Genomic DNA, 15653 nt, shown 5'->3' on the forward strand with positions numbered 1-15653 from the left:
TTTACTCCCTGCCTAATATTTTCAGATAATGAATTCCTTCATTCTGTTCAATCGTCTCTACCATTGCTTCTGCATCCCCCTCGCCCGGAAGAATGTCCACACTCAGAGTAAGTGTGGCAATCCCATTGATAGGAATACTCTGATGAATGGTGAGAATGTTTCCATGAAACCGTGCAATCGTCTGCAGGACAACCGACAAAAGCCCCGGTTCATCGTCCATCTGGATAATAAAGGTGATCGTCTTTCCCCTTGTCTCTTCATGAAATGGAAAAATATCATCTTTGTATTTGTAGAAAGAGCTTCTGCTGATTCCTGTGCGCTCTGCTGCATCCTGTACAGTATCCACTTTGCCGGAGTCCAGAAGCTTCTTTGCCTCCACAACCTTCAGCAGGACTTCCGGAACTGCTCGTTCCCTCACTACAAAATATTTTTTTTTCTCTGTTACTGGTTTCTGCATATCAATTTACCTGTCCGTTCTTTAAAGACATTTGTTTTTACACACTGGATATATTATCACACCACACAAAAATACGCAAGAAATATATTCTGCAGAATCATTATGGCGCACACACGAAAAAGGCTGTCCTGATTTCAGACAGCCTTTTTTATTCTTTTATTTCTTCAGTGCGATCCATTTCAGATATGCATTGATGAAAATATCAATTCCTCCGTCAAGCACTGCATCCACATTTCCGGTCTCCTCGTTTGTACGATGATCCTTTACCATGGTATATGGCTGCATAACATAAGAACGAATCTGATTTCCCCATCCGATATCTGTCACCTCACCGCGGATACCGGAGAGTTTTTCCTCTGCCTCCTGCTGCTTGAGAAGATACAGCTTGGCTTTCAGCATCTGCATGGCTTTATCTTTATTCATGTGCTGAGAACGTTCATTCTGACACTGTACCACGATTCCGGTAGGATAATGTGTGATACGGATGGCAGATGATGTCTTGTTAATATGCTGACCGCCGGCACCACTGCTTCGATAAGTATCAATACGGATCTCATCGTCATTGATCTCTACATCCAGATCCTTCTTGATATCCGGCATAACATCACAGGATACAAAAGATGTCTGTCGCTTACCTGCTGCATTGAAAGGAGAAATACGCACCAGACGGTGAACTCCCTTCTCTGATTTCAGATAACCGTAAGCATTTGTTCCGTTTACCTGGAAAGTAACCGATTTGATACCTGCCTCATCGCCGTCCAGATAATCCAACACTTCCAGGGTAAATCCTTTCTTATCTGCCCAACGGCTGTACATACGGTAAAGCATACCGCACCAGTCACAGGCCTCTGTTCCGCCTGCACCTGCATTCAACTTAATGATAGCATTCTCACTGTCATATTCTCCGGAAAGAAGTGTCTTGATACGGATATTGTCAAAATCCTTCTGAAACTCATCCAGCATTTCCTGAATCTCAGGAATCAGTGCAGGATCGTTCTCCTCATATCCCATCTCGATCATGGTTTCCATATCTTCCATCTGTGTAACCAGATTCTGATAGGTCTCCATATCATCTTTCATGTCTTTTAATTCTTTCATTTTCTTCTGGGAAACTTCTGCATCATCCCAGAAATCAGGCGCTTCCATTTCGCGCTCTAATTCTTCGACCTTCTGCTCTTTGTTAGCCAGGTCAAAGTGAATCCCTCACTTCCACTAATGGTTCTGTATAAGTCGCAAGAATGCTCTTGAACTGGTCTAATTCAACCACAGCTTCACCCACTTTCTTATTATAAATATTCTCTGTCGGACTCCCTGTGGATAACCGACTGAATTGCTATAGATTATAGCAGTCCTGATAAATAATTCGTTTAAAATAATACCATATCTTTAAGCAAATTACAAACAAAGAATTACCCACAGTGTGAAATGATCATTTATCGTTACATTTCACACTGTGGGTAATCATACTTTACACTGAATTGCGCATAAAGCCTGTATAATTTACGAGAAGAAGCTCTCTGCAACACTGATATCTGCAATATATCCCACTGTTCCTGTCATATAGATGGTTCCGTCCTCTTCCATATCGATCTGTATCATTCCGCCCGGCTGATTTACATTAATACGGGATTCTACCAGCCCCAGCTTATAGGCTGCCGCTGCTGCCGCACAGCTTCCTGTTCCGGAAGCCTTTGTATATCCGGAGCCTCTTTCCCAGATTTCAATCTCCAGATTTCCCTTGTCGACCTGACGGCAGATCTGCAGGTTCATTCTCTCCGGAAATTCATCTGCATTCTCCACATAAGGTCCCAGATTCTTTACAGCTTCTGCACTTACATTGTCTGTAAAAATAATGCAGTGTGGATTACCAACTGTCAGGCAGGTAGCCTTGTATTCTTTTCCATGGAATACGAAATTCTCCTTAATTACTTCACGAACTTCACCGGAAACAGGGATATCGCTGGAGATAAAAGATGGTTTTCCTATGTTTACTTTAAATTCCGTTGCCCGGCTGTTCAGGCATTCCACATGAATCGTGCCTGACATAGTTTCAATGTCAAATTTTTTCTCAGTAATATATCCATTATCCATCAGATATTTGGCAAAAATACGCACGCCGTTTCCACTGATGGCAGATTCACTTCCGTCTGCGTTAAAAATACGCACACCCAATTTCCCATCAATTTCTACCGGTCCATAAAGCACACCGTCAGCGCCAAGCCCAAATCCTCTCTGGCAGAGAAGTGCAATCTTCTTTCCCTGAAGCTGTACCTGATTTTTCTTCGGATCAAGAATCAGATAATCGTTTCCAAGTCCCTGATATTTATTCATAATAATTGTATTTGCCATAACCATATCTCTCCTTCTGATTTATAATCCCGGATACTTCCCGCTTTTGTATCTGCATTGATAATCAATTGTCGGGCAATCTTTCCAACTCACTTCGCCACTTGTCTGAGTCCCCACCCACTGCTTATTGCTCTTCGCAATTGAAGCAGGGGACTTACTTGATTCGGTTAAATTTTGTGTCAGGTAATTTTCTCATATCACATCCTGACTTTATATTCATTATATTTTATTGTTTTTACCATGTATATAGAGTAAAATGCTTAAAACATTGCAAAAAATGCTCTGTAGGTATTACAAAAAAGACCATTATATCAGTTCTCTGATATAACAGCCTTACAGCAGCATCGCTCCTCTCTGTTCAGTTTTCTATTTCTTTACCCTATTTCGAAATAGTTACAAAGTTTTTACGATTACTTTGTAATTGCATGATACTATTATCGTGTAATAATGTCAATATCTTTGTAGCATATTTTCTCAGAAATTATAAAATATATTCGTTACTATTTGTTACATTCTTAGTAATAATTGTACATTTACGCATTAAATGATATGATTATACCATGAATCAAACTTTTCCCTCCGCTTATTGCTTTCCACTGCTTATTTCTTTTCACAATCTCCACAGGGGACTTGCTTGATTCGATTAAATAATCATTGCAGATATCGGAGGCAGATATGTTATTATCAGAACAGTTCTATCAGACAGAAAAAACAGGATACCTGAACGAACAATTCCGACTTTTTCATCTTAAAGACCAGACCAGAAAGGAATTCTCTTACCATTATCATGATTTTCACAAGGTAGTTATCTTCATCTCCGGCAAGGCTGCTTATCATATAGAAGGAAAAGCTTATCAACTGAAACCATGGGACATTCTTCTGGTAAACCGCCATGCCATCCACCGCCCGGAGATTGATCCATCTGTTCCATATGAACGTTTTATTCTCTGGATCCAAAACGATATTCCCTGGCAGGAACTGCTGAAATGCTTCCAGAAAGCAAATGACCGAAGCTATAATCTGGTACGTCTGAACTCTGCTCTTCAGGAAAAGATGAAAGACATCCTGTTTGAGCTGGAAAATTCTGCAAAATCCGATGAATATGGAAGAGAAATCCTGACACAGTCACTTTTTCTCCAGTTTATGGTTTATCTGAACCGTATCTTTCTGGAAAAGCAGTACATTTTTGATAAAAAATCCTACACCTTTGACTCGCAGATTGCCAGTATCCTTCAGTATATCAACCACAATCTGAAAGAAGATCTATCTGTAGAAACGCTTTCTGCCAGATATTATGTAAGCAAGTACCATCTGATGCGGAAATTCAAACAAGAAACCGGCTATACCCTTCATAATTATATTGTAAACAAGCGGCTTCTTATGGCACGTACTCTGATCTCAAATGGAATGCCTGTGACAAAAGCAGCACAGGAAAGCGGGTTCGCAGAATACAGCACTTTTTCCCGGGCATACCGTAAACAGTTCAAAACCAACCCCAGCGAAGAACTGCCTCATTATAGCAATCCTCTAAAATAATGCATCCACTACCTTTACACAACAATTCCATAACACAAAAAAGATGTAACCATGTCTGAAAGAATCTTTCTTCTCAGACATAATTACATCTTTTATTGTTCTCAGGTCGGGCAGATATTCGCGCTCCGCTTACTGTTTCACTTTCTTCTTCGCTGTCGCACAGTAGAATACGAATCCCAGCAGTACCAGTGCCACGATCATCCATCCGGCCAGTGCTGCTGTTCCCAGACCTGCAAATTTATCATAGTAACCTTTCAGATAGATCACAATGATAATCGCCGGAATTCCATAGGCAACATAATTTTTCAGACATTTCGGGAATTTCATGCCTGTACCGGCATTCACCTCTGCAATGAAATTGTCCCATCCCCATCCGTTCTTTCTGGTACAAAACAGAAGGTAACCAAGACTTCCAAGAGGAAGAAGGTTATTAGAAACAATAAAGTCTTCCAGATCCATGATGTTGCTTCCATCTCCGAATGGCTGGAATCCGGAAAGTACATTGAATCCAAGCACACATGGAATGCTTAAGATCACAACAAGAACTGCGCAGACAACAACACTCTTTTTACGGTTCCAGCCAAACAGTTCCATATTAAACACGATCAGGTTCTCAAATACAGCAATGATCGTTGAAACCGCAGCAAATGTCAGAAACAGGAAGAACAGACTTCCCCACAAAGCCCCTCCGCTCATCTTTGCAAAAATATTGGGCAGAGTGATAAAGATAAGGCTTGGACCTGCATCCGGCTGGATTCCATAGGAGAAGCATGCCGGAATAATGATAAATCCTGCTGTCAGCGCAACAAAAGTATCGAGTACGGTGATGCTTACCGCCTCTCCGGTAAGGCTTCTGGATTTGTCCAGATAACTTCCGAAGATCAGCATGGCACCAATACCAATGGATAATGTAAAGAATGACTGACTCAATGCCGCAAATACTACATTACCAACTCCTGCTTCCTTAATCTTCTGAAAATCAGGAATCAGATAGAAGCTGATTCCTTCTCCCGCGCCTTCCATCATTACTGAATGAACCGCAAGGATCACCATAATGATAAGCAGTGCACTCATCATTACTTTGGAGATTTTTTCAATACCATTCTGCAATCCCATGAAACAGACTGCAAATCCGATCAGACAGATGATCACCATCCATAACATCATCGTCGGTGCATTTCCCAGCATATCGGAAAAAGACTGTGTTACTGCTTCCGGAGTCGCTCCAACGAAATCTCCCCGCAGACTCTTCACACAATAGTAGATCATCCATCCTCCTACTGTTGTGTAAAACATCATCAACATATAACATCCAATAATACCAATAAATTTCAATGGCTTCCAGCCGCTTCCTGCAGGTGCCAGTTTGTCAAAACATTTCGCAACACTTGTGTGGCTTCCCCGTCCTACCGCAAATTCTGCTACCAGAACCGGAATACCGAGAATAACCAGAAAACATAAGTAGATCAGGATAAAGGCCGCGCCTCCATATGCCCCGCAGATATACGGAAACTTCCACACGTTTCCAATACCGATGGCACATCCTGCTGACACCAGGATAAAACCAAGGCGTGAGCCGAAAGACTCTCTTTTCATACTGTTTTTCCCCCTTTATGGAATTGTTATGTGACTGTTCATCAATCATAATCACATAGCTGTGGATGTACTGAACAGTTCAGACAGATATTCACAATCTGCCAATTCAACGCGCTAACGTGTTTTTGCGCACGATAAAAGGGCCTCATGATTCAGCCCTTTTATTTTGCAGCAGACATGATCTGCTCACAATGTTCTGTTTACAAAATCATTACTGCCCGCTCTGTAGTAATGAACTCACCACTTACAGAAATGGGAATCTTCTCAACTGAGATAAACGAGTCAGGCCTTATTCTTACGTCCACAGCACTGTTTGTATTTCTTACCGCTTCCACATGGGCAGGGATCGTTCGGATATACTTTGATTTCTTTTCTCTGAACCGGTTTCTTAGGACCGGCACTGTCATCCTTGTTTGTTCCGGTAACTTTAGCTACCTGTTCACGCTCGATCTTCTGCTCTACATGTACATGGTACAGCATACGAAGAGTATCTTCCTGAATGGATGTGATCATCTCGTTGAACATATCAAATGCACTCATTTTATATTCAACAACCGGATCTCTCTGTCCATAAGCAGCAAGTCCGATACCCTGACGAAGGATTTCCATATCATCAATGTGATCCATCCACTTGCTGTCAATGCATTTCAGAAGTACAACTCGCTCTAATTCACGAAGCTGCTCCGGTTCCGGGAACTCTGCTTCTTTTTCTTCATAGAGCTTCACTGCCTCTTCTTTCAGTTCATGTCTGATCTCATCACGTTTCTTGCCTTTTACACTCTCAGCTGTAAGCGGTCTGATCGGAATGATCGGAGTAAGAACACCGTTAAATTCATTCAGATCCCACTCTTCAGAATCTACATCATCAGAGAAACACATATCAACATAAGTATCCACTGTATCCTGGATCATCTTATAGATTGCTTCACGCATATTCTCACCGTCGAGAACCTGACGACGTTCTTTGTAGATGATCTCACGCTGTTCATTGTTTACCTGGTCATAATCAAGAAGATTCTTACGGATACCAAAGTTGTTAAACTCAATCTTCTCCTGAGCTTTCTCAATTGCATTGGAAAGCATCTTGTGCTCAATCTGTTCATTCTCTGCAACACCAAGAGATGTAAAGATCTTCATCAGTCTCTCAGAACCGAACAGACGCATCAGGTCATCTTCCAGGGAAATATAGAAACGGGATTCACCCGGATCTCCCTGACGTCCGGAACGTCCGCGAAGCTGATTATCAATACGTCTGGACTCATGACGTTCTGTACCGATGATCATCAGACCACCTGCATTTCTTGCCACATCATCCAGCTTGATATCTGTACCACGACCAGCCATGTTAGTGGCGATCGTAACTGCTCCTGCCTGACCTGCCTGTGAGACAATCTCTGCCTCAAGTTCATGGAACTTGGCATTCAATACATTATGTTTGATTCCCTGTCTCTTCAGCATACGGCTGAGAAGCTCGGAAGTTTCAATCGTAATGGTACCGACCAGTACAGGCTGCTGTTTCGCATGAGCTTCCACTACAGCATTGACAACTGCGTTGAATTTCTCTTTCTTTGTCATATAAACAGCATCTTCATGGTCAACTCGGATAACCGGTCTGTTAGTCGGGATCTCTACAACGTCCATTGCATAGATATCACGGAATTCTTTCTCCTCTGTGACAGCTGTACCGGTCATACCACCCTTCTTATCATATTTATTAAAGAAGTTCTGGAAAGTGATGGTTGCGAGAGTCTTGCTCTCACGTTTAATCTTAACATGCTCTTTCGCTTCGATTGCCTGATGAAGACCATCTGAGTAACGGCGTCCCGGCATGATACGTCCGGTGAATTCATCAACAATAAGGATTTCATCATCTTTAACTACATAATCCTGATCCTTATGCATCAGGTTATGGGCACGAAGTGCAAGTGTAATATTATGCTGAATCTCCAGATTCTCCGGATCTGCCAGGTTTTCAATATGGAAAAATTTCTCAACCTTATGAACGCCCTGCTCTGTAAGGTTTACGATCTTATCTTTCTCATTTACAACGAAGTCACCTGTCTCGATAACTTCTTCACCCATGATGGCTGCCATCTTGGTCATCTCATGGCTGGCTTCACCGCGCTCTAACTGCTGAGCAAGGATATCGCAGGCCTCGTATAACTTGGTTGACTTACCGCTCTGTCCTGAAATGATCAGAGGGGTACGTGCCTCGTCGATGAGAATGGAGTCGACCTCATCGATGATACAGTAGTGCAGATCTCTCTGTACCAGCTGTTCTTTATAGATAACCATGTTGTCACGCAGATAATCGAAACCAAGTTCGTTGTTCGTAACATAGGTAACATCACAGTTGTATGCAGCACGACGCTCATCCTGCTTCATATCATTTAAAACAACACCGACTGTCAGGCCAAGAAACTCATGGATCTTTCCCATTTCTTCCGCATCTCGTTTAGCCAGGTAATCGTTGACTGTTACGACATGCACACCTTTGCCTTCCAGTGCATTTAAATATGACGGAAGTGTGGCGACAAGTGTTTTACCTTCACCTGTTCTCATCTCTGCGATACGTCCCTGATGGAGAATGATACCACCGATGAGCTGCACACGGAAATGTTCCATCCCAAGAACACGCTTGCCGGCTTCACGTACAACCGCAAATGCCTCAGGAAGCAGATCATCCAGTGTCTCTCCCTCTTCAAGACGTTTCTTAAATTCTCTTGTTTTTCCTCTAAGTTCCTCGTCACTTAATTTCTGCATGTCCGGGCGCAGGCTCTCGATTTTCTCAACCAGAGGCATGATACGCTTAACCTCTCGCTGGCTGCGGGTCCCGAATACTTTTGAAAACATATTCATATTAGGTTTTACTCCTGTTTATTTCTTTTTTATACAAGCATTGCTGCCATATAACAATTGCTACTGTGCGGAATAATTTCTGTTCACTCCGTCCACAGCAGACATGTCAGCAGCATGCGAACATTACAAACGCTTACTATAATACACAATACTTATATATTCTAACACTTTCCGTTATGGAAAACAATGAATTTTTCATGAACAAACCAAGAAAATTACGGAGTCACCAAAATTTATCGCTTTGTATCCACGATCAGTCTGCCAAATTTCTGCAGTTCCTTTTTGGCCTGTATAAAATCCGGTAAATGCCACTCCCAGTTCGGAGAACCAATGGTTCCCGGTGTGTTGATATGGCCCTCTTTTCCAAGTCCAAGAATATCTGCCAACGGAATGATCGCATATTCTGCCTGATTCTGCATGGTATACTGCAGGAATCTGTCCTTGACAGAGCCCTGTGATGCTCCCGCCTTCTTTAACATCCTGCGGATTTTTCTTCTGGCTGCGGCACTCATATTTCCATACCACTGCATGATCGTATCATTGTCATGCGTTCCTGTGTAAAAAATCATGTTTTCCACATCATGGAAGGTATCTCGGGCATATTTTCCACCTGTTTCTATGGAGAAGATCAGAATCTTCATTCCCTTCAGATGATAATGATCTTTCAGCATCAGAACCTCCGGACGAAGCAGCCCCAGATCCTCTGCTACCAGATCTAATCCCGGAATTTCTTTCTGAAGTGTATCAATGACCTCATATCCCGGTGCCTCGATCCATTCACCGTCAATAGCAGTCGGGCAGTCTGCCGGAATTTTCCAGTATGTATCAAATGCCCGGAAATGGTCGATCCTTATAATATCAAACAATTTGTTGCTATAGCCGATCCTGTCCACCCAGAATCTGTAATCCTGTTCCTTCATATGCTCCCAGTCATAGATCGGATTTCCCCATCTCTGCCCTGTAGCACTGAAATAATCAGGCGGTACTCCGGCGATGAAGATCGGACGTCCATCTGTATCAAGAAGAAAGTTATCTTTTCCACCCCATACGTCTACAGAATCCTGTCCCACATAGAAAGGAACATCTCCCATAATCTGGATTCCAGCATCGTTTGCAGCCTTCTTCACCTTCATCCACTGTGTGTAGAAAATATACTGAAGAAACATCTGATACTGCGCCTCTGTCTCCACCTCTGCCGGTAACTTCTGTCTGTTCTCCGGCCAGGTTCTATATTCTTCCGGCCAGTCATTCCAGCATTCTCCGTTATTTGCTTTCTTTAATGCGCGGAACACACCATACTCATATACCCATTCCTGTGAAGCAAATTTTTTATATGCTGTTTCTTCCTGTCCCTTTTTCCCTGTAAAAACATCAAACGCAGTTCTTAAGAAAGGCTCTCTGTACTGGCGGACAGCCTCATAATCTACTCTTGTAGCTCTCTCCTGAAATTCCTTTGGATGTTCCTTTAACAGACCTTCCTCTGCAAGCGCATCAAGACTGATATACAACTCATCCCCTGCACAGGAGGAATATGGCTGGTATGGGGAATTACCATAGCCAACCGGATTCAGTGGCAGTATCTGCCATATCTTTACATGATTCTCCTTTAATAACTCGATAAATTGGAATGCAGATTCTCCAAGTTCTCCGGCACCAATACGGGACGGAAGTGCGGAAACTGGCATTAATACTCCGGCTTTTCTCATGATTTTTGTGCTCCTTCCTTCTTTTTACACTTCTTCATTTATAAAATTTCGGTAACTATTCTTCAGCAATCCATTCCAACAGAATATACAAGTCAATATTCCATTGCCGCAGGCAATCCGGAATGAATTTCAACTTGTAATTTTTTAACTGCTGATCAGTTACAAATTTCATAATATCTTTTGATATTTTAACATATTTAGGCCACTGCGTCAAAGCATTCCTTATGCGCTAAAGGTATATATTTTTCCTGACAAAAAAGCTCCCTTACAGGGTGGCATTTTGTCTCTCTGTAAGGAAGCTTTTCTTTATGAAAACTTTTTTATGGCTGTCTATGTTTCATATTTTTGATCTTATAAGCAGATTTAGAATTCCGGTTCGATCAGACCGTAAGTATTGCCTTTACGTTTGTAAACTACATTTACCTGCTCTGTCTCTGCATTGTAGAATACAAAGAAATTATGTCCGAGCAGTTCCATCTGTACGCATGCATCTTCCGGATACATTGGTTTGATTCCGAATTTCTTGGTACGGATGATCTTAACTTCTTCATCCTCATCGTAGTCCTTGTCCAGATATGCTTTCTGGAAGTTGGCTGCTGCCTGCTGTTTGTCTACGATTTTATTTTTGTACTTGCGAAGCTGACGTTCAATGACTTCCTCTACCAAATCGATTGATACATACATGTCATTGCTTACCTGTTCGGAACGAATGATATTTCCTTTTACAGGGATTGTCACTTCAATTTTCTGTCTTTCTTTTTCAACACTTAAAGTTACTACAACTTCGGTGTCAGGAGTGAAATACCTTTCCAGTTTACTGAGCTTGTCCTGGACTGCTGTCTTAAGACCTTCTGTAACTGTAATATTTTTTCCGCTGATGATAAACTTCATGCTTCCATCCCCTTTGCTGTTTGATGAACCTATTATAACACACATTTTTGAATTTTAACACTATTTTATTAAAATTTCACATTTTTTCTGTTTACTTCAGAAATAACTTTAAAGTTCCTTTGTCATTATGGGGAAATAGCAAAAATTCTGTAATTGTTCTGTACATTTTCACTGTGATTCCTGAGATTACTATAAAAATTAGTTAAAGTTTAATCAGTTCTGAGAATGAAATATTTCCGCCAAAAAGATCCAATGCACTGCCTACTGTGACATCCAGTCTGTCTTTTCCATATTTTCGCAGATCCTCAATATCCTTCATGGAGCCAACTCCACCTGCGTAAGTAACCGGATTTCCTTTATACTCCCCCAGCAGAGATGCAAGTTCTGTTTCAACTCCGCGTGCCTTTCCCTCCACATCTACTGCATGGACCAGAAACTCATCGCAGTAACTTCCCAGTTCTTTCATAATATCCAGTGTCATAGTGACATCTGTAAATTTCTGCCAGCGGTCTGTCACAATATAGTATTTTCCATCTTTTCTGCGACAGCTCAGGTCAAGAACCAGTTTCTCTTTTCCCACAGTCTCTTTCATTTTGTTCAGATTTTCCCAGGAAATCCTTCCATCTTTAAATACATAAGATGTAACGATTACATGACTGGCACCTGCACTAAGATATTCCCCTGCATTTTCCGGGTTCACTCCTCCGCCGATCTGTAATCCTCCCGAATAAGTATGTAATGCAAGAATCGCCTGTTCTTTTGTTGATTCATAGTATGGGGAGTCATGACCATTTAACAGAATTACATGTCCTCCTTTTATCCCTGCCTTTTTATATAATTCTGCATAGAAAGATGCATCCTGCTCAGATACAAAATTCTCACTTGCCTGATCCTGTACGTCCGTAAGGCTCCCACCTACAATCTGCTTTACTTTTCCATTATGTATATCAATACATGGGCGAAATTTCATAAAATCCATACCTCCATATCCGTTATATGTACTCTCAGAATCTTTTTGTACTTATAGCAAGCCTCTTAAATTAATGCATTTGAGACAGTTCAGCAGAGTGCGAAAGACAAGGAAGATATCTGCAGGCGTGCTGACGCAGGATTTCAGTTACTGTTCACTCCGTTCACAGTAACAGATTTCACGCTCTGATGAGCTGAATCAATATGCATTATTTACAATGATTGCTATAGTTAGATGCAAAAACAAATGCAATAAAAACTTAGGGAGTACACTATTTAAATTTTACCGATTTAACACGATAATACCATAAATTATTCCTGATGTCTATCTTCCTTCTGCCGCATTGCCAACAGCATCCCCCACATCTTCTACAGCATTACCTACCCCTTCGCCCAGATCTTTGACGCTGTTTCCCAGTTCACCGGATACTGTGCCGTCACCGTTGTTGTTTTCATCAATTCTGGTATTATCTGCAGTGTTATCTGTTGCAGTGTTATCTGTTGCATTGCTATTCTGTTTTGTCTCATTTTCTGCAGCTTCATCCTCTGCGGCAGTTCCATTGTCTGTGACGGTTCCACCATTATTTACATTTTTATCTGCCGCATTGTTTCCTGATGTGCTATTTCCATTTGTATTGTTTTCTCCTGCGTTATTTTCCATGTTATCATCGTTTGCTGTCTTATTATCCGTCATATTTTCTTCGTTTGTGTCTGCCTCATCAGCTGCTTTATTTGCATTCCCACATGCTGTGAACATGCACAGTGACATAATAAGTGCTGTACCTGTCAGAATCTTTTTTACCTTTATTCCCATATTCATCTCCTGTTCCCGGAAAGCATTCTGCCGGTCCATGCAGCAGAACCTCTCCGTCTTTTCATGTTTTTATATTATGTTTTTAATATGTACCAAAAACTTAATACTATTCTGGAAAAAATTTACTTTTCATGCTATGATTTAAATAATACAAAACAGATTACTCCGTACATATATACTCCTACAATCTAGCGTACCGACAAGTTGCCATAGCAGGATTTCACTCATTAATGAGATGGATTGACTGCAGTATTTTACGGAATATCTATAACTCATATTTACAGGAGGTTATCATGAAAAGAAAAAGGAACCATTCACTTCGCAGCTCTGTTTTCATATTTCTGGCTGCACTTTTCCTGCTGTTTACCTGCAGTGTTTCTACTATCTATGCATCCACACTTCAAAAACCTGATATCGCAGCATCGGGAAAATTTGTAAAAGACGGCGATTACTGGATTTACCGCTATGATGATAAAACCATCGCCAAAAATGTATTTCTGAAAATTGACAAAAAGACCTATTATTTTAACAAACTCGGACACCGCTGGTGCAGCTGGCATACGATCAAAGGCAAAAATTATTATTTCGGAACCAGATCTCAGGGATATCTGATAAAGAATTCTCTTATCAAATATAAAGGAAATTATTACTATGTCGGTAAAGACGGTGCCATGGTTACCGGATGGTACACTGACAAATCCGGAAAGAAATACTATTTTGGCAAAGACGGAAAAGCAGTTACAGGAAAACACAAGATCAAGGGAACTTACTATTACTTTAACCAGAATGGTACTGTCACCCACACCGGATTAAATTATTCCCTTTCCTCTGACTGTGCACTTCTCATGAATGCAGATACCGGTCAGATTATTTATGGCAAAAATGAAAATGTTGCTCATGCCAACGCCAGCACAACCAAGATTATGACCTGTATCCTTGCACTTGAAAACTGCAAATTAAACGAAAAAGTAAAGTTCTCCCCTTACGCAGCATCTATTGAACCCAGCAAGCTTTATGCAAATGCAGGAGAAATATTTTATCTGAAAGATCTGCTTTATTCCCTGATGCTTCCCTCCCACAACGACACCGCAGTTGCCATTGCCGAACACGTCAGCGGTTCCACTGCAAAGTTTGTTAAATTAATGAATAAAAAAGCAGCAGAGATCGGATGTACGAATACACATTTCGCAACCCCAAATGGTCTGGATGCAGGGTATAACCATTACACAACAGCTTCTGACCTGGCAAAAATTGCCCAGTATGCGATCAAAAAGCCTATGTTCCGCAAACTGGTGAGCACCGGCTATTATTCTTTCTCTAATCTCAACACCGGCAGAAGCTATTCTATCGGCACTACCAACGCCCTGCTCGGCAATGTTCCGGGAGTTCAGGGTATGAAAACAGGCTATACCAACAAAGCAGGCTATTGTTTTGTCGGACTTTCTTATTCCGCAAGGGGAAACACCTATATTTCTGTTGTCCTGGGTGCAGATTCATCTTCTGCCCGCTGGCAGGATTCCAGAACATTGCTGACTTACGCATATAATCATTGATCAGAATTATTATAGCAGCATACAGGCCAATATTACAAAAAAGGAAAGTGTTCTGAAACATCAGATACACTTTCCTTTTATATATTTTATTTCACTGCTATGAAGATACTGAAAATTACCAGTTATCAATTTTTACTGCATTCCTGATTATTTTGCACTGATAACATCGCTCATATCATATCTTCCTGCCGGTTTGCCTGCAAGGAATTTCGCAGCTTCAACAGCACCCTTTCCAAATACAGCTTTGGAATATGCAGTATGCTTAAATTCGATCACTTCATCCGGACCTGCGAAGATCACTTCGTGTTCTCCTACGATTGTTCCACCGCGGACTGCTGAGATACCGATTTCCTTATCATCCCGCATCTCACGTCTCTGGCTGCGGTCATAGATATAATGATACTGGTTATCCATTGCCTCATTAATACTGTCAGCCAGTGCAAGTGCTGTTCCGCTTGGTGCATCCAGTTTCAGTCTGTGATGCTTCTCAACAATCTCCATGTCAAATCCTGCTGTTGCCAGAACCTTTGCCGCATCCTGAAGCAGTTTCATCAGAGTATTGATTCCAAGAGACATATTTGCAGATTTCAGAACTGCGACATTCTTAGATGTCTCTTCCACCTTTGCGAGCTGCTCCTCGCTTAAACCGGTTGTACATAATACAACCGGGAGTTTGCGTTTCTCACAGTAAGCAAGAAGTGCATCTGTTGCTTTTGCAGAAGAGAAGTCGATAAGGGCATCTGCCTCTACCTGACATTCTTCCATATTTGTATATACAGGGTAGCTGTTCTTTCCCTGATCTGCCACATCGATACCTGCTACGATCTCAGCATCCGGATCCTTCTCCACAAGTCCGGAGATTACCTGACCCATGTGACCGTTACAGCCATGCATAATAATCTTTACCATTTGTCTATTCCTCT

Annotated in this window: 12 protein-coding genes; 2 read left to right on the forward strand and 10 right to left on the reverse strand. The window is 41.5% G+C overall.

Annotated elements, in window-relative coordinates; translation table 11 throughout:
- Position 1 precedes the first annotated feature (1 nt).
- The 3 genes from LJE09_RS08310 to dapF form a co-directional block, all read right to left on the reverse strand.
- Positions 2-457 carry an ACT domain-containing protein gene (locus LJE09_RS08310; RefSeq protein WP_008706279.1) on the reverse strand — a complete coding sequence of 152 codons (456 nt, stop codon included), beginning with the start codon at positions 455-457 and terminating at the stop codon, positions 2-4.
- Between the two features lie 156 nt (positions 458-613).
- Positions 614-1724, reverse strand: a protein-coding gene (gene prfB, locus LJE09_RS08315) for a peptide chain release factor 2 (protein ID WP_096788358.1) whose coding sequence is annotated in 2 segments (ribosomal slippage) — positions 614-1648 and positions 1650-1724 — 1110 coding nt in all. Because the reading frame shifts where the segments join, the coding sequence is not laid out codon by codon here.
- 233 nt (positions 1725-1957) lie between these two features.
- Positions 1958-2806, reverse strand: a complete 849-nt coding sequence (dapF, locus tag LJE09_RS08320; protein WP_331466570.1) for a diaminopimelate epimerase — start codon at positions 2804-2806, stop codon at positions 1958-1960.
- Between the two features lie 675 nt (positions 2807-3481).
- Between dapF and LJE09_RS08325 the strand changes: the two genes are divergently transcribed.
- A complete protein-coding gene (locus tag LJE09_RS08325; protein ID WP_008706276.1) occupies positions 3482-4342 on the forward strand; it encodes a helix-turn-helix domain-containing protein in 861 nt (286 codons plus the stop codon).
- 129 nt (positions 4343-4471) lie between these two features.
- Here LJE09_RS08325 and LJE09_RS08330 read toward each other — a convergent pair whose 3' ends face one another.
- From LJE09_RS08330 to LJE09_RS08355, 6 genes are all read right to left on the reverse strand, one after another.
- A complete protein-coding gene (locus LJE09_RS08330) occupies positions 4472-5938 on the reverse strand; it encodes a sodium-dependent transporter (RefSeq protein WP_062808120.1) in 1467 nt (488 codons plus the stop codon).
- Positions 5939-6220: 282 nt separating this feature from the next.
- Positions 6221-8797 carry a preprotein translocase subunit SecA gene (gene secA / locus LJE09_RS08335; RefSeq protein WP_025578833.1) on the reverse strand — a complete coding sequence of 859 codons (2577 nt, stop codon included), beginning with the start codon at positions 8795-8797 and terminating at the stop codon, positions 6221-6223.
- 233 nt (positions 8798-9030) lie between these two features.
- Complete coding sequence (gene malQ / locus LJE09_RS08340; RefSeq protein WP_195277488.1) at positions 9031-10503, reverse strand: 4-alpha-glucanotransferase; 1473 nt, start codon at positions 10501-10503, stop codon at positions 9031-9033.
- Between the two features lie 363 nt (positions 10504-10866).
- Positions 10867-11394, reverse strand: coding sequence for a ribosome hibernation-promoting factor, HPF/YfiA family (hpf, locus tag LJE09_RS08345; RefSeq protein ID WP_008706266.1), 528 nt, complete (start codon positions 11392-11394; stop codon positions 10867-10869).
- 202 nt (positions 11395-11596) lie between these two features.
- Positions 11597-12364 carry a phosphoribosylformimino-5-aminoimidazole carboxamide ribotide isomerase gene (gene hisA / locus LJE09_RS08350; RefSeq protein ID WP_195277487.1) on the reverse strand — a complete coding sequence of 256 codons (768 nt, stop codon included), beginning with the start codon at positions 12362-12364 and terminating at the stop codon, positions 11597-11599.
- 324 nt (positions 12365-12688) lie between these two features.
- Positions 12689-13216, reverse strand: a complete 528-nt coding sequence (locus LJE09_RS08355; RefSeq protein ID WP_227311164.1) for a hypothetical protein — start codon at positions 13214-13216, stop codon at positions 12689-12691.
- A gap of 254 nt (positions 13217-13470) precedes the next feature.
- Here LJE09_RS08355 and LJE09_RS08360 point away from each other — a divergent pair, with 254 nt between their 5' ends.
- Positions 13471-14730 (forward strand): D-alanyl-D-alanine carboxypeptidase, encoded by a 1260-nt coding sequence (locus LJE09_RS08360; protein ID WP_118331210.1) that lies wholly within the window; start codon positions 13471-13473, stop codon positions 14728-14730.
- 147 nt (positions 14731-14877) lie between these two features.
- On the opposite strand, the gene dapB is transcribed toward LJE09_RS08360, so the two are convergent.
- Positions 14878-15639 (reverse strand): 4-hydroxy-tetrahydrodipicolinate reductase, encoded by a 762-nt coding sequence (gene dapB, locus LJE09_RS08365; protein ID WP_008706259.1) that lies wholly within the window; start codon positions 15637-15639, stop codon positions 14878-14880.
- Positions 15640-15653 lie beyond the last annotated feature (14 nt).

Source organism: Blautia sp. DFI.3.45, assembly GCF_020593505.1.
Lineage (GTDB): Bacteria > Bacillota > Clostridia > Lachnospirales > Lachnospiraceae > Blautia_A > Blautia_A wexlerae.